This window comes from Inhella sp., from assembly GCF_041912635.1.
Taxonomy (GTDB): domain Bacteria; phylum Pseudomonadota; class Gammaproteobacteria; order Burkholderiales; family Burkholderiaceae_C; genus Inhella.
Genome location: NZ_JAYRMO010000025.1, coordinates 59907 through 78111, shown reverse-complemented (window position 1 = coordinate 78111; position 18205 = coordinate 59907). Strand labels below are relative to the sequence as shown.

23 protein-coding genes are annotated in these 18205 nt (G+C 65.9%); 6 read left to right on the top strand and 17 right to left on the bottom strand.

Annotated elements, in window-relative coordinates:
• Nucleotides 1-355: 355 nt before the first annotated feature.
• From ACE3QP_RS15190 to ACE3QP_RS15135, 12 genes are all read right to left on the bottom strand, one after another.
• Nucleotides 356-586 (bottom strand): hypothetical protein, encoded by a 231-nt coding sequence (locus ACE3QP_RS15190; RefSeq protein WP_374437327.1) that lies wholly within the window; start codon nucleotides 584-586, stop codon nucleotides 356-358.
• The gene (locus ACE3QP_RS15185; RefSeq protein ID WP_374437326.1) at nucleotides 583-918 is read right to left on the bottom strand and encodes a hypothetical protein; all 336 of its coding nucleotides are present in this window, start codon (nucleotides 916-918) and stop codon (nucleotides 583-585) included. The genes ACE3QP_RS15190 and ACE3QP_RS15185 overlap by 4 nt, the downstream gene beginning before the upstream one ends.
• Before the next feature lie 6 nt (nucleotides 919-924).
• Nucleotides 925-1314, bottom strand: a complete 390-nt coding sequence (locus ACE3QP_RS15180) for a hypothetical protein (protein WP_374437325.1) — start codon at nucleotides 1312-1314, stop codon at nucleotides 925-927.
• A complete protein-coding gene (locus ACE3QP_RS15175) occupies nucleotides 1311-1847 on the bottom strand; it encodes a DUF5681 domain-containing protein (protein ID WP_374437324.1) in 537 nt (178 codons plus the stop codon). The genes ACE3QP_RS15180 and ACE3QP_RS15175 overlap by 4 nt, the downstream gene beginning before the upstream one ends.
• Before the next feature lie 24 nt (nucleotides 1848-1871).
• A complete protein-coding gene (locus ACE3QP_RS15170) occupies nucleotides 1872-2060 on the bottom strand; it encodes a hypothetical protein (protein ID WP_374437323.1) in 189 nt (62 codons plus the stop codon).
• 21 nt (nucleotides 2061-2081) lie between these two features.
• Nucleotides 2082-2939, bottom strand: coding sequence for a hypothetical protein (locus ACE3QP_RS15165; RefSeq protein WP_374437322.1), 858 nt, complete (start codon nucleotides 2937-2939; stop codon nucleotides 2082-2084).
• 333 nt (nucleotides 2940-3272) lie between these two features.
• Nucleotides 3273-4781, bottom strand: a complete 1509-nt coding sequence (locus ACE3QP_RS15160) for a DUF3987 domain-containing protein (RefSeq protein ID WP_374437321.1) — start codon at nucleotides 4779-4781, stop codon at nucleotides 3273-3275.
• A 309-nt stretch (nucleotides 4782-5090) separates the two neighbouring features.
• Nucleotides 5091-5327, bottom strand: a complete 237-nt coding sequence (locus ACE3QP_RS15155; RefSeq protein ID WP_374437320.1) for a helix-turn-helix transcriptional regulator — start codon at nucleotides 5325-5327, stop codon at nucleotides 5091-5093.
• A gap of 210 nt (nucleotides 5328-5537) precedes the next feature.
• Nucleotides 5538-6992: a tyrosine-type recombinase/integrase gene (locus ACE3QP_RS15150; RefSeq protein ID WP_374437319.1), complete on the bottom strand. Its 1455-nt coding sequence runs from the start codon at nucleotides 6990-6992 to the stop codon at nucleotides 5538-5540.
• Nucleotides 6993-7327: 335 nt separating this feature from the next.
• Entirely contained in the window at nucleotides 7328-7531 is a 204-nt protein-coding gene (locus ACE3QP_RS15145) for a hypothetical protein (protein ID WP_374437318.1), read from the bottom strand.
• Nucleotides 7532-7661: 130 nt separating this feature from the next.
• A complete protein-coding gene (locus tag ACE3QP_RS15140; RefSeq protein WP_374437317.1) occupies nucleotides 7662-8420 on the bottom strand; it encodes a MinD/ParA family protein in 759 nt (252 codons plus the stop codon).
• Nucleotides 8417-9139, bottom strand: coding sequence for a GGDEF domain-containing protein (locus ACE3QP_RS15135; RefSeq protein ID WP_374437316.1), 723 nt, complete (start codon nucleotides 9137-9139; stop codon nucleotides 8417-8419). The genes ACE3QP_RS15140 and ACE3QP_RS15135 overlap by 4 nt, the downstream gene beginning before the upstream one ends.
• Before the next feature lie 157 nt (nucleotides 9140-9296).
• On the opposite strand from ACE3QP_RS15135, the gene ACE3QP_RS15130 reads away from it, so the two are divergent.
• From ACE3QP_RS15130 to ACE3QP_RS15120, 3 genes are read left to right on the top strand one after another with little or no spacing between them, the layout of a single operon-like run.
• A complete protein-coding gene (locus tag ACE3QP_RS15130) occupies nucleotides 9297-10145 on the top strand; it encodes a CheR family methyltransferase (RefSeq protein ID WP_198112486.1) in 849 nt (282 codons plus the stop codon).
• Nucleotides 10146-10152: 7 nt separating this feature from the next.
• Nucleotides 10153-10827: a chemoreceptor glutamine deamidase CheD gene (cheD, locus tag ACE3QP_RS15125; protein WP_374437315.1), complete on the top strand. Its 675-nt coding sequence runs from the start codon at nucleotides 10153-10155 to the stop codon at nucleotides 10825-10827.
• 11 nt (nucleotides 10828-10838) lie between these two features.
• Entirely contained in the window at nucleotides 10839-11924 is a 1086-nt protein-coding gene (locus ACE3QP_RS15120; RefSeq protein ID WP_374437314.1) for a chemotaxis response regulator protein-glutamate methylesterase, read from the top strand.
• 9 nt (nucleotides 11925-11933) lie between these two features.
• Here the strand turns inward: ACE3QP_RS15120 and hemW are convergent, their stop codons facing one another.
• The 5 genes from hemW to ACE3QP_RS15095 are packed head-to-tail and all read right to left on the bottom strand — an operon-like array spanning nucleotide 11934 to nucleotide 16361.
• Nucleotides 11934-13142, bottom strand: coding sequence for a radical SAM family heme chaperone HemW (hemW, locus tag ACE3QP_RS15115; protein WP_374437313.1), 1209 nt, complete (start codon nucleotides 13140-13142; stop codon nucleotides 11934-11936).
• Nucleotides 13133-13747: an RdgB/HAM1 family non-canonical purine NTP pyrophosphatase gene (gene rdgB, locus ACE3QP_RS15110; RefSeq protein WP_374437312.1), complete on the bottom strand. Its 615-nt coding sequence runs from the start codon at nucleotides 13745-13747 to the stop codon at nucleotides 13133-13135. Before rdgB ends, hemW begins: the two co-directional genes overlap by 10 nt.
• Complete coding sequence (gene rph, locus ACE3QP_RS15105) at nucleotides 13740-14465, bottom strand: ribonuclease PH (RefSeq protein WP_374437330.1); 726 nt, start codon at nucleotides 14463-14465, stop codon at nucleotides 13740-13742. Before rph ends, rdgB begins: the two co-directional genes overlap by 8 nt.
• A gap of 19 nt (nucleotides 14466-14484) precedes the next feature.
• Nucleotides 14485-15396 carry a PP2C family serine/threonine-protein phosphatase gene (locus ACE3QP_RS15100; RefSeq protein ID WP_198112490.1) on the bottom strand — a complete coding sequence of 304 codons (912 nt, stop codon included), beginning with the start codon at nucleotides 15394-15396 and terminating at the stop codon, nucleotides 14485-14487.
• Nucleotides 15393-16361, bottom strand: coding sequence for a serine/threonine-protein kinase (locus ACE3QP_RS15095; RefSeq protein ID WP_198112491.1), 969 nt, complete (start codon nucleotides 16359-16361; stop codon nucleotides 15393-15395). Before ACE3QP_RS15095 ends, ACE3QP_RS15100 begins: the two co-directional genes overlap by 4 nt.
• A 33-nt stretch (nucleotides 16362-16394) precedes the next feature.
• On the opposite strand from ACE3QP_RS15095, the gene ACE3QP_RS15090 reads away from it, so the two are divergent.
• From ACE3QP_RS15090 to rpoZ, 3 genes are read left to right on the top strand one after another with little or no spacing between them, the layout of a single operon-like run.
• Nucleotides 16395-17306: a YicC/YloC family endoribonuclease gene (locus tag ACE3QP_RS15090; RefSeq protein ID WP_374437311.1), complete on the top strand. Its 912-nt coding sequence runs from the start codon at nucleotides 16395-16397 to the stop codon at nucleotides 17304-17306.
• Entirely contained in the window at nucleotides 17303-17941 is a 639-nt protein-coding gene (gene gmk / locus ACE3QP_RS15085; protein WP_374437310.1) for a guanylate kinase, read from the top strand. The genes ACE3QP_RS15090 and gmk overlap by 4 nt, the downstream gene beginning before the upstream one ends.
• A gap of 23 nt (nucleotides 17942-17964) precedes the next feature.
• Entirely contained in the window at nucleotides 17965-18168 is a 204-nt protein-coding gene (gene rpoZ, locus ACE3QP_RS15080; protein WP_198112494.1) for a DNA-directed RNA polymerase subunit omega, read from the top strand.
• The last annotated feature ends 37 nt before the right edge of the window (nucleotides 18169-18205 follow it).

Sequence of the window (18205 nt, the reverse complement as noted above, 5' to 3'; positions counted from 1 at the left end):
AAACCAGTCCCGTCAAACCGTCAAAATCCATCCCGGCGTAACCCCCTCGGGACGCCCGTTTACCCCACCTGTTGCTGGCTCCAATATGGCGGACATGGGTGGCTCCAATACGGCGATCCGCGACAGACAGCAGAGCGGCGCGAGTCGCCCTGGCCCTGGGCGGCCGCAGAGGACAGGGCATCCTGTGGTCATAACGAAGCCCGCACGCGGCGGGCTCCGGCACCGTCACCGGCCCAAGGTCAGCAGGAGGTGCCACCTTGGGCCCGGCCGATGCTGCGTCCGTTGTCGGTCTGGCGGTCGAGCCTGGGCAGGTGCGGACGGTTCGCTAATCGCCCTGCCTTGGCTTCCGGGGGGGCTATGCGCTGTCCGGCGGGTCCATGACGAGCGCCAGGAGGCCCGTCGTCAGGTGCTTGTCCGGGTCGCCCCGGTGCAGGCGCACGCAGAGGCGCGCGGCTTTGACGGCCTGTAGTCGCAAGTCCGCCGCCGTGTCCTTGTAGCCCATGTTCAGCAGCCGGCAGGACAGGCCCTCCAGCACCAGCGCCGTGTCGGCAAGTTCCTCGCGCACGAGCGTCAGCCGGTCTTTCATCGCGTCACCGGGCGGAAGCGCGTCGGGCCGGTCGGCGTGTTGACCATAAGGTGACGTTCTCCGGTCGTCAGGCTGTAGCCCGTGGTCAGCGCCGCCGCGTTGCGCTCGGCCTCCGCCGCCAGCTCGGGCGACATGCCGCCGGCATTGACCACACCTCGCTCCAAGTCGGCCAAGGAGTCGGCCAGGAGCCGCGCCTGCTGGCTCATGGCGTCGGCCTCAAACTCTTCCAGCGACATGGGCGCAGGCATAAGCATCACGCCCACACGGGGCCGCTCGGCCTTGCGCGCGGCAATGCGGCCAACGATGCGGGAACTGGTGACGAGGCGCGGCATGCGTGGTCACTCCGCGCCGGTGGCCGGCACCAGTCCCTGGACCCTGTTCAAGAGCTTCACGGCCGCGATCTGCACCTCGGCCGGCTCCCGGTCGTTGGCGAGGATGCGCCGCAGGCTCTTGATCGTGTTGGCCCGTTCATCGTCGTAGTAGTTCGGGTACTCCTCCGCGCTGGGCGGGTCGTAGACGCACTCGAAGAACACCCAACGGGAGAAGCCGCAGAGCAGCGAGGCCTGTTGGCACGCCTGCTGCGTGCGGTCCCAGAACTCCTCGGGGCTCTCGCCCTTGCCGCGAATGAGGGTGCGTTGCTCGGCGGGGTTCTTCGCGTCCTCGGAGGTGAACACGCGCACGACGGGCGGCACTTCGTTGTCGCGGAGGAAGAGGGCTTTGTAGTTCATGGCTGTTGCTGCTCCATGGGGATGAACTTGATGCCGGACGGGGTGCCGGTCAGGTGTTGACCACGCTCCAGCGCGGCAAGGCGGTCTTCGAGCGTTTCGGCCTGCTGCAAGGCGACTCTGGCCGTGAGGCAGGCGAGCACGGTGTGGCCAACATCGACGGGCAGGTCGCCATCGGCCATCGCTTTGAGAATCTGTGCCGCTTGGTCCGACGCGGGCTTGCTGGTGTCCAACTCGAACGGTGTGCGCTCGCTGACTGCGCGCTTGGGCGGCACGGCACGGGCCAGCACGAGGCCGGCCGCCTGCAAGTCGCCCTCCAGCGCACGGGCCTTGACCACAGCCACGATCTGCTCGATGCCCTCGTCAAACTGCTCGGCCAGCAGCGTGCGACGGTGCTTCGTGCCGGGCTTCATCCCTTGCGGGTTACCGGACACACCGGGCGCAAACGTGCCGCCGCTGGCGCGCTTCGGGTCGGCGGGCGGAGGGGCTGCCTTCCAGTTGCGCAGCCAGTCGGGTTCTTCGGGGATCGCGGACATTGAACGCAGGCGAAACGCAGGTGCTCAGCGGCGGCGACCGAAGCGCTGGCCGGGCAGACCGGGCGTGACGGTGCACCAGGGCGTCGCACTGGGATCTTTGCTGCCAGAAAGGCCGGGCGTGATTGCCTCGCCGTGCTGGCGCCTGTGGGCGTTCTGCTGCTCAATCGCGGCCTGTCGCTGGGCGTTGTAACGCGCCAGTTCAGCTTCGGTCATAGAGGCCAATTTCGTTCTCCTTCAGTTGAGCTTGGCTGCGGCGACCTGCTCGCGCAGCCGCTTTACGGTGTCGAACTTGACGCCGACCGCGCGCTGCACGTCGAGGATGAACGGGGCGGAAGTGCGCTCCAGGTGATCGCGCGCCCGCTTCATGAAAGCGATGCGCGCGGGCAGTTCGGGGCGTGCCGCCACGTTCACTTCGTGCAGCAGCAGGTTCGCTTCGGCGTCCGACAGGCCGCTCAAGTAGCTCTTCGTTTTCAGCACAGCGGCGACGCTCTCCGTGTCGCCCGCCTCGATTAGGCCGCGCATGAACTTCATGCGCTCCGCGCCGTTCTTCATCGCCTTCACGTGCTGGCGAATCTCGGTGGCCACAGTGCCCACCGCCGACCCAGCGATGCCACTGCGCAACGAGGTCTCCGCTTCGGCAATGCGCGCGTCCATCACCTTCATGGCCGCGTCGAGCTTGCGCGTCACTGCCGGCATCTTGCCGTCGGCATAGCCGGCAATCTCCAGCACTTGCGCGGCGGGCGCGAGCGCCGGGTTCTGCTTGACCTTTTCTCGCCCATCGATCACCTGCGCCAGAAAGTCGTGCATGGCCTGCAACGCATCGACAGCCTCGGCCACGAATCCAGAATGCTCTTCATACTCGGGCAGCTGCTTGACGCTGTCCGGTGCATACCCAAGCGGGGGGCGACTGAGTTGATCGACCCACACGGGCGGCAGTTCGGCGCGGCGCGGGTTGCCAATGGGCCGGCCCTCGATGGCTTGGCCGAGCGGCGACAGGATCGCCATGCGGTCTGCCTTGCGCTCCGCGACGGTGCGCTGGTCGGGCAGGGTGTCGGTGTCGGGCTCGTCGGCCTGGGTGGCGGTGTCTTGCATGGCTGGGGGCTCCTGGGTGCGTACTACCGGCGCACAACGGGTAGCACTGTGGCTTCGTTTGGGCAAAAACGCTTGATAAATCAATGTGTTAGCCACACCTGCGCGCAGGATGGGCGGTCCTGTGCCCTGCGTGCCGGCGATGGTCGAACGGGCCGATGGCCGCAGCGTTAAGGGGTTAAGCGTTAAGACCCCCATACCCCTTACTACCAACGACCAGACAGGGGGTGTCCTGCTTAACTTGCTTAACCTCTTAACTTTGTGCTGTTGCCCTATGGCGCAGGGTGCATCGGCGTTAAGCAACTCAAAGCGCGTTAAGCGCCGATGCACCTGTGGTCATAGGTTCGGCAAGCTCACCACTCGGAAGCATCGGCCCTGGAAGGTGTACAGCTCCCCGGCCTTCTCCTTCGGTATCTCGACCATGTAGCCGCTGTCACAGACGCTGCGCAGTGCGTGGTCAAGCGCGGCCGTGGCGCCCAGCGGGTGGCTCTTAAACGCGGCCGTGTCGGACGTGCGTTGTTGCAGGTACTTCCTCGGCACGACACCATCCAATCTCATCTGCTGCGGGAAGCCGTAGCTTGGCGAAAGCGGCTTGGTCAGGTACTCGCGGACGACGTGCAGCAGCTTCTTCTCCTGCGCGACTACATCGCTGCCAACGTCACCGGCTGCCAGGCTGCGCTCGAACATCGCCGCATCGCGCTCGACCAAGGCAATGGCCCACTCCGCATGTGCGTCGGTGATGGACGGCTGGATGTGGTTATCGGCCACGGCCAGGAGCGAGGCGTACTTGATGGCCTTCAGGTTCGCCCGGCTCCATATCTGCCGCTGCGACTCGTTGTCGCCCGCCGCTCGAATGGCCGCGTCGCATCGGCGCTTGAACGCTTCCAGCCGGCCCGCTGCATCGGCGCCGCGCTGAACCTCGCATGTCGTGCCGTTCTGCAGCATGGCGAGCGCACTGAGGGCGATGTTCGCCAGCAAGTCCACCAATTCGGCCGGCAGTTCGGCATGCGCAGCGACGTGCGGGTTCTCGGCCGGCCGGTCGCCCGTGTACTCGACCCACCCGAAGCGCGACAGGAACCCGTCCTCCATCATGTCTTGCGTCATGGCCGCGCGCAGCGTGCCGGGCGTTGTTTCGCCGATCAGGCTGCACGCCACGGCGCCGGGGACCGAATGCCGGGCGTTGCTGTAGACCAGATCCCCGACGAACGACGTTGGCCCGCTCTTGCTGTACAGCTTCAGCAACGTGGTCCGAAGGTCGGCCATGGGTGCGTCCTTCGGGTTCGCCATGCGCTTCAGCCGGCGGCCAAGCTCGCTCGTGAAGTTGGCGAACGAACTGGGCTGGCCGGCACAGCGCTTCGCCAAGGCCGGCCCGCTGGCGTACTCGTCGAAGTTCACCAGCTCGACGACTGCGGGGACTTTGCGCCGCACCGCCACCAGCACGCGGCCGGCGCCCTCGTGGAGCATCTCCTTCCCGGTCGCGCTGCGTGCGACGAGGCCGAGGTAAATGTTCAGGCCCGTGCACGGTGTCGGCGTGGTCCATGCGCGGCCAGCGATGCCGGCGAGTAGGCCGAGCGTGGTCACTGTGGCTACTTCAGGGATCGGCAGCAGCGCAACGTTCAGCAGCCACTGCGCCAGCGTGCCAGCGTTGCCGGGCGGAAGTTGAAGCGGCCGCGTGGGGCTTGGCGCAACCGGCGGCGGTTGCACGGGTGGTGGTGCCTGGGCCGCTTTCGGCGGCTGACCCTCCCAGAACATGGACAGCACCGCCTCGGTTGACGGTTCGGTGGTTGGCTGTGCGGACCGCGTGGCCCACCGGGTGGCGTCAAAGGGCGGGTCCAGCTTAGCCATGCCGCACCCCCTGCCGCAGTGCCCCGCCGGCCGCGCTGGCTGCCCGCTGGGGCGCGTTTGCCGCCTGGGAAGGGGGTAGGGTGCGGGAGCCAGGGTGCGCGCTGCCGCTGGGCCTGTGGTCAAGCCTGCCGGCGCTGGTTGTCGCCATACTGGAGGCTCTTGCATTGTTCAGGGCTGGCGCTGTGGTGGCGACCAGCCCATTCTTTTGAGCTTGCATCGTGTGAATCCCTACAGCCCACGGACAGCCAGGGCCGACCGCGTGGCGGTTGCATAGGTGGGGGCGCAGGACAGAGCGTCCTGCGTCGGGCGTCAGGCCGCTGCTGGCTCTGCCCTACGCGTGGTGCTGACGAAGGTGTTCCCGTCGAGCCACGCCTGCACATCGGCGCGGCGGTAGCGAACGAGGTGCGTGCCGTCCAGCTTGCGAAAGGTCGGGCCGCGCCCGACGAAGCGCCACTTGCGGGCAGTGGCGAGCGAGATGCGCAGCCAGTCGCAGACCTCCTGCTCGTTCAGCAGGTACTCGGGCGACTTGGGGTCGGTGGCGTCCATGTGGCTAACTCCATTCGAGCTGCCACGCGGAAAGCAAAAGGGCGAGGCAGCGGATTGACGAAATCCGTGCCCCGCCCATGCGGGTTCTAGCGCACCGCATACAGCCATGCTGTGATGCGGCCCGGGTTGCCTATGACGCTTTTATACCGGGTATCCCTTGATCAGTGTTGCATCATCGGCTCACGGCGCGCCCTGCGCCGCGTGCAGCGATCAGGCCCGCTTTCGGTCCGGCAACGTGACCACGTTGCGGCCTGCCGCGATGTTCCCCTGCTCAACGATCCAGGCCCCGATGCGCTCGGCCTCGGGGGCGAGGTAGCGCAGGTCGCTGGTCTCGGTGTAGTGGTTCAAGGTGACGTTGCCCGTTAGCTTGTGCCCAGTCAAAAGCTCGACCTTCCACAGAGGGATGTCCAGGACGGTGAGCGCCAGAGAGGTCATCGTCCTTCTGAGCGCATGGCGGTCGAGGTGGCACCCGGCCGCCGCGATGACAGCGGCCATGGCCGGGCCGCGCGGGGTGCTGTGCCCGCCCTTCCAGTCCTTGCGCTGGAACACCCAGTCGCAGCCCTGGCGCCGGGGCCGCGCCTTCAGCAGCGCCCTCGCCGGGGCACTGAGCGGCAACGTGATCGGCAAGCCGTTCTTCGGGTCCGGCAGGTGCCACGAGCCAGCGTCCTCGCCCAGTTCAATGCGGTCCCAGGTCAGTTGCATCGCCTCTTCCTTGCGGGCGCCGGTCAACAGCATGAACGCCAGTGCGTCAGCCTGGGTATGCGTCGTGATGAACTGTGCCGGGTCGTTGCGCAGTTGCCTCAGCGCTTCCCATACGTGGCCGATGCGGTCCATTGGCACCTTGATCGTCTTCTTTCGTGGTGGTGCCATCTCCCCCTTCAGCACGTCAACGGGGTTCTCCGTCATCAGCCGCTTGCCGTTGACGCGGATCTTGTTGATCGTGTAATTGATCAACGCGCCAAGGATGACGAACGCGCCGCGCGCTTGGTGGGGCGCTGGGCGCTTCCCGGTGAGGCCACGTGTGGCTAACTCCTCGTGCCGTAGCTTGCACATGTCCTCGGTGATGGAGGCAATGGGCTTGTCGGCCCATGCGCGAAGCTCTCTATCCACCGCCTCGTTGATGTCCCGGATGGTGTTCGGCTTGAGCGGCCCGCGATTCGTCTTCTTGTTGGCGACGTAGCGCTCGGCCACCGCACGCAGCGTCCATGCCTGCGCCTCGTCGTGTTCGTCCTTGGCAGCCGCAGCGGCGGCCACCTCCGCATCCTTCTCCGCCTGCACGGCCACCGGGTCCAAGCCGCCTTTCATCTGAACGCGCATGCGCCGAGCCTGCTCACGCGCGCTCACCTTGCTGGCGTCCGGCTCCTTCATCTCAGCATCGGCCTCTGCCTCATTCTTGGGGCCGAGCCAGAACTCAGAGACCGGCCCAAGTGTGATGCGCCGCTCGACGCCCGAGCCCTTGACTCGGCCCTGAACGACCCAGGTCTTCGCGCCCGGCACCTTCTCGCCGTTGCGCATGTGGTCGGGCAGTACCCGGACACCAAGTCCGCGTTGCACGGTGTCCCACATGAACGCCACCTTGGCGTCGGGCGGGCACTTGAACTTCGCCACGACGGCCTCGGTCAATGGGAGCTTCTGGCTCGGATTCTTCGGTTTTGTCTTGCTCATGCTGCACCTCTCTTGCACGGTGCAGTCTCTCGGGAATCGGCCGAGTGAGTTTGATAATCGGTGGCGCTACGGGTAGCGGTTGAAAGCGGCGCGAGGCTGCGCCGCCGCCCAGAGTGGGCGACTGATAGAGTGAACACGTTGACCGTCCTGTTCTGTAGGAAGGTTGACCACGCACCTCGGACGGTTGCCGCCGTCGCGGGGTGCACCCGCACCGGGTGCCTTGCCGGGCGGCCGGTGTCGAGCCAGTGTACGTTCGCTGTCCGCAAAACCCGTCGCATGGAGGGTTAGCGGGTAGCAGTGCAGCGCGGTCGCAAGTGCCTGTCAGTCTTGGGCTTTCATAGGCAGTAGCAGTGCGGCGCAGCCCGTAGCAGCCTCCGACCAGCGAACCAGAACAGCTTGTCGCGCGAGCCCTCCAGGGTGGTGGGGTGCAGGGCGCGCAGGGCCGCGAAACGGGGCTCCAGGTCCATCAGGTCGTAAAAGCGGTCGACCAGGTGGCGGACGGCGGGTTCGCCGCCGAGGGTTTCGAAGGGGGTCGTCATGGGATGGTTTGTCTATGAGGCGGCCCGAAAGCATCCATCGACTGCCAGCGCCAGCCAGCCTGCGCCCGCGTGACGGGCGCAGTCCTTCGACGGGCGTCGGCCAGCCCTCAGGGCCGTCCTCTGTCCCGTCTCAGCCAATCAGCCGATTGGCAAGGGCGCGCAGACCCTGAGCGGCGTCGGTACCGGGGCTTTGCTCCAGCAGCAGCTGGCGCCTCAGCACCGCCTGGCGCACCGCCGGGTCAGACCGCACCTCGCCCATCAGCTCCAGGCGGAAGCTGTTGCCGCTGGTGTCCACAAAGCGCGCCAGCACGGTTTGCAGCTGCGTGCAGATGACGCGCCCCTCGCCCGCGCGGCTGGCCTGGTTCAGTACCAGCCCGACGTGGCGGCGCTGCTGCTGCGTGGCCAGCACCTTGATGGTGGCGTAGGCATCGGTCAGCGAAGTGGGCTCGGGCGTGGCCACGACCAGCACATCGGTGGCAAGCGACACGGCGTACAGCACCACGTCGGAGATGCCGGCGCCGGTGTCGATCAGCACCCAGTCGTAGCGCGGTTTGACCAGATCAACGATGCGCAGCAGCTTGTCGCGCACCTCGGGCGTGAGGCGCGAGTACTCAACCATGCCCGAACCCGCCAGCAGCACCGAAAACCCACCCGGGGCAGGCAGGATGGCCTGCTCCAGCGTGCACTTCTCGGTGAAGACGTCGTGCAGCGTGAGTTTGGGGTGCAGGTTCAGCACCACGTCCAGATTCGCCAGACCGAGGTCGGCGTCCAGCACCAGCACACGCTGGCCGCGCGCCGCCAGGGCATAGGCCAGGTTGGCGGTCACGAATGTCTTGCCCACGCCCCCTTTGCCACTGGTGATGGCGACAGTCTTGGCGCCATTGCTCATGGGGTCTCCTCGGGCGTCACGGCAAACAACATGCTCTTTTCATCGGCACTGACCACGGATTCGACCTGCGGCTCCAGGCAGGCGCGATTACGCCCCTCGGCCTTGGCCCGGTAGAGCTGGCGGTCGGCACGCTCCATCCACAGCAGGGGCGACGAGCGCACCCACTGCGGCGCAAAGGCCCCGCCCAGGCTGACAGTGACCTGCAGCTTCTGGCCGGGGGATGTGGCGATCTCGGTGGCAGCTACGTTCGCCCGGATGCGCTCGGCCACGGTCGGGCCAAAGCTCACCGAGCAGTTGGGCAGCACCACCGCAAATTCCTCACCCCCGACACGGGCCACGGTGTCCATCGGTCGCACGGCCTGGGCGATGGCATCGGCCACGGCCTTGATCACGAGATCCCCCGCGGCATGCCCGTGGGTGTCGTTGACCTTCTTGAAGTGGTCGATATCCAGCACCAGCAGCAAGGCCGCCTCGCCCGAGCGCGCCACGCGGTCGATCTCGCGAGTGAGCTGCATCTCGAAGTTGCGCCGGTTCGACAAACCAGTGAGCGGGTCGCGATTGGACAGATCGGCCAGCGCGTCGATGATGCCTTGCAGCCACGCGACGCTGTACGGCTCGGCATCCGGCAGCAAGGCCCCGGCCTGATCTAGGAGCTGCAAGGCCCGATCAAGATCGAGCTGGCGCAAGGCTGGCAGGGGTCCAGGGTCGGAAACGGTCATCTGGGCGGGTTGCGGGGGCCGGATCGGCTCAAACCAGTCTAGCAGCGCCTACTCGGGGGGCAAGGCGGCCATACAGTGCTGCTCCCCCGTGACGATACTAGGGTGTCGCCCCTGGCGGGACTCCCACAATCAAGCCGTATCCGCAGAAGAACCCTCAATGGCCGCCTACGACAACCCGCGTGCAGAAGCCGGTGAACAGGAGTTCAGTTTCAGTCGCGCAGACTTCGATCGCGTGCGGCGCATGATTTACAGCCATGCCGGCATCAGCCTGCATGACGGCAAGCATGCGATGGTCTACAGCCGACTCTCCAGGCGGCTGCGCGAAACCGGGCAATCCTCATTCAGCACCTATCTGGATGCACTGGAGCGCAGCAGCGGGCCAGGCGCCGAGCAGGAGTGGCAGGAGTTCGTCAACTGCCTGACGACCAACCTCACCAGCTTCTTCCGCGAGGAACACCATTTCCACGCGCTGGCGCAGGAAGCCAAGGCCTACGTCGGCAAACCCCTGCGCATCTGGTGCTGCGCCGCCTCCACCGGCGAGGAGCCCTACTCCATCGCCATGACTTGCCACGAAGCGCTGGGCAACCTGAACCAGGTTCAGCTCATCTGCTCGGACATCGACACCAATGTGCTGGCCACCGCGCGCCGCGGCGTGTACAGCGCCGATTCCCGCGGGCTCTCCCCGGAGCGCCTGCGCCAATATTTCATGCGCGGCACGGGTGCCAATTCCGGCCGCATCCGCTTCAAGCCCGAGTTGGCCCGCAACATCGACTTCCGCGTGGTCAACTTGATGCATACGCAATGGCAGCTCGGCGAACCCTTTCACATGGTGTTCTGCCGCAATGTGATGATCTATTTCGACGCCCCTACGCAGCGCAAGGTGCTGGAGCGCATCCACCGGGTCATGCAACCGCATGGCTTGCTTTTTGTCGGCCACTCGGAGAACTTCACCGAGTCCAAGGACTTGTTCCGCCTGCGCGGCAAGACCATTTACGAACGCGTGTAGGTCCGACATGAGCAGCCTGTCCAGCGCTTCGATCGCCTCCTCCAGCCTGGCATCGGCTGGCGCCCACCCCGGCATCAACTGGGTCAGCAAGCTCAAGAGCCAGCCCCGCAAGAACGGCGAGGCCTCGTTTTTCTTCTTCGATTCGCACTTCAAGAACGCTGCGGTCAAGGTGTTGCCGGGCGAGTACTTCGTCGAAGGCGAGGACCTGCTGATCATGACCACGCTGGGCTCCTGCATTGCCGCCTGCCTGTGGGACCGCACGGCCATGGTCGGCGGCATGAACCATTTCATGCTCCCCGAAGGCAATGGCGAGTCGGGCCGCTACGGCACCTACGCGATGGAACTGCTGATCAATGAAATGATGAAGCGTGGCGCCAGCAAGGGACGCATGGAGGCGAAAGTCTTCGGCGGTGGCGCCGTGATCTCCGGCATGAACAGCCTCAACGTGGGCGAGCGCAACACCAACTTCGTGCTCGACTTCCTGAAGACCGAGCGCATCCCGGTGGTGTCCAAGGACGTGATGGACATCTACCCGCGCAAGGTCTGCTTCCTGCCCAAGAGCGGCAAGGCGATGGTGAAGCGCTTGGCCGCCGCCAACGAAGCCCTGCTGCAGCAAGACCAAGTCGCCGTGCAGCGCGTGCAGCCGGTGGCCAGCGGCGGTGGCTCCATCGATCTCTTCTGATTCACAACACTATGGCCAAGACACGTGTGGTGGTGGTGGACGACTCGGCACTGGTCCGTTCCATCCTCACCGAAATCATCAACAAGCAGCCCGACATGGAATGCATCGGTGCTGCCAGCGACCCGTTGGTGGCGCGCGAGATGATCCGCAACCTCAACCCGGACGTCATCACGCTGGATGTGGAAATGCCGCGCATGGACGGCATCGACTTTCTCTCGCGCCTGATGCGTTTGCGCCCGATGCCGGTCGTGATGGTCTCGACGCTGACCGAGCGCGGCGCCGAAGTCACGCTCAAGGCGCTGGAATTGGGCGCGGTGGATTTCGTCGCCAAGCCCAAGATCGGCGTGGCCGACGGCATCCGCCAACTGGCTGCCGACATCACCGAAAAGATCCGCATCGCCGCGCGCGCCCACATTCGCCGCGCGCCGCCCGCGCCGGCCGCCGGCGCACCGGCCGCGGCTGCAGCCCCCGCCCAGATCGCCAGCGTCGGTCGGCTCTCCACCGAGAAGATCGTCTTCATCGGCGCATCCACCGGGGGCACCGAGGCCACCAAGGATGTGCTGATCAACCTGCCCGCCGACTGCCCGGCCGTCTGCATCACCCAGCACATGCCGCCCGGCTTCACCGCCAGTTATGCGCAGCGCCTCGACGGCCTGTGCCGCATCCGCGTCAAGGAAGCCAGCGACGGTGAGCGCATCCTGCCAGGCCACGGCTACATCGCCCCGGGTGGCAAGCACTTCAGCGTCGAGCGCTCAGGCGCGAATTACATCGCCCGCGTGCAGGACGGCGAACCGGTGAACCGGCACAAGCCCTCGGTCGAGGTGCTCTTCAATTCCGCCGCCCGGGTGGTGGGGCCGAATGCGCTGGGCATCATGCTCACGGGCATGGGGGCCGATGGCGCCCGTGCCATGCGCGCCATGAAGGACGCTGGCGCCTACAACCTGGTGCAGGACGAAGCCAGTTGCGTGGTGTTCGGCATGCCGCGTGAAGCCATCGCCGCGGGTGCGGCCGACGAGGTCCTGCCGCTGGGCCAGATCGCCCCCCGGTTGATCGAACGCCTGCGCAGCACCGCCGGCATGTCCATGAACCGCGTCTGAGGCGCAGCCTCAGGCCAGGAACAAGGCCTGCAGGTCGCTGAGGAAATCAAAACCCTTGGCACTGGCCTGCAGCCGCCCCGGCTCGTCCACCAGCAAGCCGCGGGCCACCCCCTGCTCCAGGCCCTGCCGCAAGGCCGACAGCGGCAGTCCCGTGCGCTCCGTGAACAAGGTCAAGGGCACCCCCTCGCGCAGGCGCAGCGCATTCAGCACGAACTCGAACGGCAAGTCGGCCCGAGCAACCTCGTGCTCGTTCGACACCGCCTGACCACGCAGAGCCTGCTCCTGGTAGGTCCGCGGCTCGCGCCAGCGCACCTGGCGCAGCACCCGGTGCGGGTAGGACAGCTTGCTGTGCGCCCCCGCGCCGATGCCCAGGTAGTCGCCAAAGGACCAATAGTTCTGGTTGTGAACGCAGCGGTGGCCGGCCTGGGCATAGGCCGACACCTCATAGCGCTCATACCCCTGCGCAGCACTGCGCTCGGTGATGCGATCCAGCATCTCGCTGGCCAGATCGGGGTCTGGCAAGGTGGGTTGCTGCACCGCAAAGCGGGTGTTGGGCTCGATCGTGAGGTGATAGATGGAGAGGTGCGGCGGCGCAAACCGGAACACCTCATCCAACTCGCTGTCCAAGTCCTGCAGGCCCTGCGCGGGCAGCGCGTACATCAGGTCGAGATTGAAGGTCTCGAAGCAGGCCTTGGCTTCGGTCAGCGCCTCGCGAGCCTGCGCTCCGTTGTGCACACGCCCAAGACTCTGCAGGTGCCGGTCATCAAAGCTCTGCACACCGATGGACAGCCGAGTCACGCCAGCCTCCCGGTAGCCGCGGAAGCGGTCACGCTCAAAGGTGCCCGGATTCGCTTCCAAGGTGATCTCGGCGCCCGGCTCCAGCGGCAAACGAGCGCGCAGGTCGGAGAGCAGCCGCGCAATCTGCTCTGGCGTGAACAGGCTGGGCGTTCCACCGCCGATGAAGACCGAAATCACCGGCCGCCCCCACACCAGCGGCAAGGCCCCTTCCAAGTCGGCGCACAGGGCCTCCAGATAGCCCTCCGCGGCGGAGTCGGACAGGCCCTGCGCGGCCTCGTGCGAGTTGAAGTCGCAATACGGGCATTTGCGCAGGCACCAAGGCAGGTGCACATACAGCGAGAGCGGCGGCAAGCTGCTCAGCTGCAAGGTACCCGGCCGCATCAATTGCGCCAGGCGCTCCGGGCTGGCGTTCAGCGCCATCCCCAGGCCTCGGCCAGCTGGGCGCGCAATTGCGCCATGGCCTGCGCGCGATGACTGAGGGTGTTCTTTTCCGCGGCGCTCATCTCGGCCACTGACCGGGACTGGCCCCTTGGCGCAACCAGCGGGTCGTAGCCAAACCCACCCTCACCCCGCGGGGCCTCCAACACCTCCAGCAGCCAGCGCCCCTGTGCGATCAGGGGCTGCGGGTCGTCCGCATGACGCAGCGCGACCAGCACGCACGCAAAGTGCGCACGGCGATCCTCTTGACCCTGCAGAGTAGCGAGCAGCAGGGCATTGTTCGCTGCATCGCTGCGCTCGCCCCCCGCCAGCGCGGCATAGCGGGCCGACTGCACGCCGGGCCGGCCTTGCAGGGCGTCGACGCACAGGCCCGAGTCGTCGGCCAGCGCCGGGCGACCGGTGATGCGAGCCGCGTGCCGTGCCTTGGCCAGCGCGTTCTCCACAAAGGTGCCATGCGGCTCCTCCGCCTCGCCCACGCCCAGTTCACCCTGGCAACGCACCTGGATGCCGGGCAGCAAGGCCTGCAGTTCGGCCAGCTTCTTGGCGTTGTTCGACGCCAGCACCAGCTCCGGCATGGCGTCAGACATCAGCCAGACCCAGACTCAGGCGCTGCGCCCGATGCAGCTGCGCAATGCCCGCCTGCGCCAGATCCAGCAGCTGGTTGAGCTCGGCCCGCGAGAACGCGGCGCCCTCGGCCGTGCCTTGCACCTCGATCATGCCGCCCTGCCCCGTCATGACCACGTTCATGTCGGTGTCGCAGGCAGAGTCTTCCGTGTAGGCCAGGTCCAGCAGGGGCACGCCCTCGACGATGCCCACGGAGATCGCCGCCACCGCATCGCGCAGCGGCCAGGCCTGGATCAGCCCTTGCTCGCGCAGCCAGCTGCACGCGTCATGGGCCGCCACATAGGCGCCGGTGATGGCGGCCGTGCGGGTACCGCCATCGGCCTGCAGCACGTCGCAGTCGAGCTGGATGGTGCGCTCGCCGAGCGCTCCCAGATCGAACACGGCGCGCATGGCCCTTCCGATCAGGCGCTGGATTTCCTGGGTGCGCCCGCTCTGCTTGCCCTTGGCCGCTTCGCGATCGGACCGGGTGTGAGTGGCGCGGGGCAACATGCCGTACTCGGCGGTCACCCAACCCGCGCCACTGCCGCGGCGGAAGGGCGGCACGCGCTCCTCGACCGAGGCGGTGCACAGCACCTGGGTGTCGCCAAAGGCCACCAGCACCGAACCCTCGGCATGGCGCGTGTAATGCCGCTCCAGCCGCAGCGGGCGCAGCTCATCAGCGCGCCGGCCGTCGGCGCGCATTCCCTTGATGGGTTCCATCTCAGACTTTCTTCTTGGTGCGACGGATGGTCGCGTTGATCTCGTCGACCTGGCGGTCGATCTCCGCATCGGTCATTTCCGAGCGGCGCTCGAGTTGCTCGAGCAAGGAGCTTTGAATGGTGGTGGCGAAGGCCGACTCACCGAGGTTGCGCGTGGACAGGCGCTCGGTCTCCGCCACCTCGGCCGGGTCCTCACCCTCCCACTCCACCGCGAGCACGGTGACGTTGTCCGACTTGGCGCCGCCCTGGCGCAGCGCGGCCTCAACCAAATCCGGCACCGCATCGTGCAACTCGCGTGCACTGATCTGCTCGACGATGCTGTGATCGGTCACCTGGCTCCACAGGCCGTCCGAGCACAGCAGCAAGCGATCCCCCACGGTGAGTGGCAAGGGCCCCTGGATGTCGATCATCGGCCGACCTGGACTGCCCAGGCAGGTGAACAGCACATTGCGATTGACGCGGTCGGCCTGGCGCCCCAGGGCTTCTTGCAGCTCGATGTAGGAGTGATCGCGCGTGCGCGCCACCAGCTCGCCTGACCGCACCCAGTACAGGCGGGAATCCCCGCAATGGGCCCAGAAGGCCTGTCCGCCCTGGGTGATGCAGGCCACGATGGTGGTGCGCGGCGTGTCGTCCAGCTTGCGTTCGGCCGCGTAATTCAGCAACTGCTGGTGGGCGGCCAGCACCCCTTCTCGCAGGAACACCATCGGGTCGGCGATGCGGGGCTTCGCGGAGGCCTGAAACAGGGAGGCCAGGGTCTGCAACGCGATCTGCGCGGCCATCTCCCCTTCCGGGTGGCCGCCCATGCCATCAGCCAGAGCAAACAGCGCCGAATCCCGCGTGTAGCAGTAGCCCATGCGGTCTTCGTTCTTTTCCCGCCCACCCTTGCGGCTGACCTGGAAAACTCCAAACTTCACGCCTTGGCCCCTGTCTTGAGGTTCTCCAGCTGCATCTTCAACCGTTCACTGAAACTGAGTTTGGTATATCGGCGCTCGGTTTCGCGCGCCAACTCCTTCTGCAGGGCAAAGACCGATTGCGGCCGCGCCAAGGGATCCATGGCCATGCACCATTCGGTCACTTCCAGCAGGTTGTCTGAATAGACATTGCGCAGGCGAGACAGGCTGAGGCTGAGGCGGTCCTTCTCCTGGCGCTGCGGCGCATCATTGGGCGGGTAGCCCTGCATGCAGGCATAGATGCAGGCGCCGATGGCGTAGATGTCCGTCCAGGGGCCCAGCGAGCCATCGCGCCGGTACATCTCCGGGGCCGCGAAGCCGGGCGTGTACATCGGCCGGATGAAGTTGCCTTCCTTGCTCAGCACCTCGCGCGCGGCACCGAAATCCAGCAATACCGCCCGGTTGTCATTGGTGATGAAAATATTGGCCGGCTTGATGTCCAAGTGCAGCATCTTGTGCTGATGGACGATGCGCAAGCCCTTCAGGATTTCATCGAACAGAGATCGAATCGTGGATTCGCGAAATACCTTGTCACGTTTCAAATCACGCGCCGTGACGATGAAATCCTGCAGGGTATCGCCCTGCAGGTAATTCATCACCATGTAGACCGTCTCGTTTTCGCGCAGGAAATTCAGCACCGAAACGACGCTCGTGTGCGAGATCTGCGCCAGCGAGCGCCCTTCTTCGAAGAAGCTGCGCAGGCCCAATCGGTAGAGCGGCAGCTTGTCCGGCTTGATCCGTGGGACCAGCTCGCCAGGGCTGCGCTCGGCCAGCGAGGACGGCAGGTATTCCTTGATCGCCACCAAATGGTGGTCAGGATCCTCGGCCAGATACACCACGCCGAAGCCACCAGCTGCGAGTTTCTTGATGATCTGGTAGCCGCCCACCACGGTGCCGGCAGGAAGGGGCGCCGGTTTCGGCTTTGACATAATCGCGAATCGCCTTTTTTGTCAGCCAGATTCATGCCAGTCTACAGCATGACCGGGTATGCCAGTGCCCTGGGGCAACCCCCGCAAAACCCGGATCAAGTGCCCGCGCCGCAACTCGCGGTCGAGCTGCGCTCGGTCAACGGACGCTTTCTGGATCTATCTCTTCGTTTGCCCGACGAACTGCGCCACCTGGAGCCCCCCATCCGCGACGCAATTGCGCAGGGCATCCGGCGCGGCAAGGTGGAATTGCGCATCGCCGCCGGGCGCGAGGGCGAACACGCCCTGCCTCGCCTGCACCCAGGCACCCTGGATCAACTGGCCGAACTGCAAGGTCAGTTGCAGGCGCGCTTTCCGTCTGCCAGCCCTTTGGCCGTTCAGGAATTGCTGCACTGGTGCCGTCAAGGCAGCGCCCAACCGGCCTGGGACGACGGCTGGTTATTGAAATTGGTTCAACAGTGCGTGGACGGCTTGCGCGAGGCGCGCGCGCGTGAAGGCGACCGGCTGACCCAGATCCTGCTGGACAAGATTGCGCAACTGCGGGTTTTGGCCGAACGCGCCGAGCCGCTCGTGCCCGCCGTGGTGCAACGCCACCAGGAGCGCTTCCTGCAGCGCTGGCAGGAAGCACTCAACCAGGCCGGCGCCCTGGCCCATGTCGAGCTATCGGAAGCCGCGCGCGAGCGCGCTCTGTCCGAGGCGGCGGCCCATGCGATCCGCATTGACGTGGCCGAAGAGTTGGCCCGACTGCGTGCCCACCTGGATGAAATCGAGGCCCAGCTGCGCAAGGGCGGAGAACTTGGCAAGCGGCTGGACTTTCTGATCCAGGAACTGCATCGTGAAGCCAATACCTTGGGGTCCAAATCCACCGCGCTGGAGCTGTCTGCCATTTCGGTGGACATGAAGGTGCTGATCGAACAGATGCGCGAACAAGTGCAGAACATCGAATGAACACCACCCTCCCCCAAGAAACCCCGGGCAATCTGTTCGTCGTCGCCGCTCCCAGCGGAGCCGGCAAGAGCAGCCTCGTCAAGGCGCTGCTGGAACTGGACGCCAAGCTGGCTGTATCGGTCTCCCACACCACCCGAGCACCGCGCGGCCAGGAACAGAACGGTCGCGAGTACTGGTTTGTCGGCGAGGCGGAGTTCCGCGCCAAGATTGACCACAACGACTTCCTCGAGTGGGCCGAGGTGCATGGCAATCTGTACGGCACCTCTCAGGCGGCGATTCAAACCCGGGTTGAGGCCGGAGAGGACGTCGTGTTGGAGATCGACTACCAGGGTGCCATGCAGGTCAAGCGCTTGTTTCCTAGTGCTGTGCTGATCTTCATCCTGCCGCCCAGTTGGGAAGAGCTGCGGCAACGCCTGCTGCGTCGCGGAGACACCGAACCCGCCGTGATCGAAGAGCGCATGGCCAACGCCCGCGTCGAAGTGGCGCAGGCCAAGCACTTTGATTTCGTGGTCGTGAACGCCCTGTTCGAGACCGCGCTCTTCGATCTCAAGGCGATCGTTCATGCGCAGCGTCTAAAATACGCGGCTCAGCTCCGGCACCGCTCGGCGGTGTTCCAGGCGCTGGACCTCTGTTGACCCCTTGCTAGCAAACGAGAACCATGGCCCGCATCACTGTTGAAGACTGCCTGGAAAAGATCCCCAACCGCTTCCAGCTCGTGTTGGCCGCGACCTATCGCGCCCGCATGCTCAGTCAGGGTCACTCGCCCAAGATTGAGAGCAAGAACAAGCCGGGCGTGACCGCCCTGCGCGAGATTGCCGCTGGCGAAGTGGGTCTGGAAATGCTGCGTCGCGTGCCCATCTGAAGCCGCACACTCCACAGACAAGGCGCCCACGGGCGCC

Bases quoted from the DNA above. Each gene is read 5' to 3' on its own strand.
- ACE3QP_RS15190 (WP_374437327.1), bottom strand. From the start codon at position 586: ATGAAAGACCGGCTGACGCTCGTGCGCGAGGAACTTGCCGACACGGCG.
- ACE3QP_RS15185 (WP_374437326.1), bottom strand. From the start codon at position 918: ATGCCGCGCCTCGTCACCAGTTCCCGCATCGTTGGCCGCATTGCCGCG.
- ACE3QP_RS15180 (WP_374437325.1), bottom strand. From the start codon at position 1,314: ATGAACTACAAAGCCCTCTTCCTCCGCGACAACGAAGTGCCGCCCGTC.
- ACE3QP_RS15175 (WP_374437324.1), bottom strand. From the start codon at position 1,847: ATGTCCGCGATCCCCGAAGAACCCGACTGGCTGCGCAACTGGAAGGCA.
- ACE3QP_RS15170 (WP_374437323.1), bottom strand. From the start codon at position 2,060: ATGACCGAAGCTGAACTGGCGCGTTACAACGCCCAGCGACAGGCCGCG.
- ACE3QP_RS15165 (WP_374437322.1), bottom strand. From the start codon at position 2,939: ATGCAAGACACCGCCACCCAGGCCGACGAGCCCGACACCGACACCCTG.
- ACE3QP_RS15160 (WP_374437321.1), bottom strand. From the start codon at position 4,781: ATGGCTAAGCTGGACCCGCCCTTTGACGCCACCCGGTGGGCCACGCGG.
- ACE3QP_RS15155 (WP_374437320.1), bottom strand. From the start codon at position 5,327: ATGGACGCCACCGACCCCAAGTCGCCCGAGTACCTGCTGAACGAGCAG.
- ACE3QP_RS15150 (WP_374437319.1), bottom strand. From the start codon at position 6,992: ATGAGCAAGACAAAACCGAAGAATCCGAGCCAGAAGCTCCCATTGACC.
- ACE3QP_RS15145 (WP_374437318.1), bottom strand. From the start codon at position 7,531: ATGACGACCCCCTTCGAAACCCTCGGCGGCGAACCCGCCGTCCGCCAC.
- ACE3QP_RS15140 (WP_374437317.1), bottom strand. From the start codon at position 8,420: ATGAGCAATGGCGCCAAGACTGTCGCCATCACCAGTGGCAAAGGGGGC.
- ACE3QP_RS15135 (WP_374437316.1), bottom strand. From the start codon at position 9,139: ATGACCGTTTCCGACCCTGGACCCCTGCCAGCCTTGCGCCAGCTCGAT.
- ACE3QP_RS15130 (WP_198112486.1), top strand. From the start codon at position 9,297: ATGGCCGCCTACGACAACCCGCGTGCAGAAGCCGGTGAACAGGAGTTC.
- cheD (WP_374437315.1), top strand. From the start codon at position 10,153: ATGAGCAGCCTGTCCAGCGCTTCGATCGCCTCCTCCAGCCTGGCATCG.
- ACE3QP_RS15120 (WP_374437314.1), top strand. From the start codon at position 10,839: ATGGCCAAGACACGTGTGGTGGTGGTGGACGACTCGGCACTGGTCCGT.
- hemW (WP_374437313.1), bottom strand. From the start codon at position 13,142: ATGGCGCTGAACGCCAGCCCGGAGCGCCTGGCGCAATTGATGCGGCCG.
- rdgB (WP_374437312.1), bottom strand. From the start codon at position 13,747: ATGTCTGACGCCATGCCGGAGCTGGTGCTGGCGTCGAACAACGCCAAG.
- rph (WP_374437330.1), bottom strand. From the start codon at position 14,465: ATGCGCGCCGACGGCCGGCGCGCTGATGAGCTGCGCCCGCTGCGGCTG.
- ACE3QP_RS15095 (WP_198112491.1), bottom strand. From the start codon at position 16,361: ATGTCAAAGCCGAAACCGGCGCCCCTTCCTGCCGGCACCGTGGTGGGC.
- ACE3QP_RS15090 (WP_374437311.1), top strand. From the start codon at position 16,395: ATGCCAGTCTACAGCATGACCGGGTATGCCAGTGCCCTGGGGCAACCC.
- gmk (WP_374437310.1), top strand. From the start codon at position 17,303: ATGAACACCACCCTCCCCCAAGAAACCCCGGGCAATCTGTTCGTCGTC.
- rpoZ (WP_198112494.1), top strand. From the start codon at position 17,965: ATGGCCCGCATCACTGTTGAAGACTGCCTGGAAAAGATCCCCAACCGC.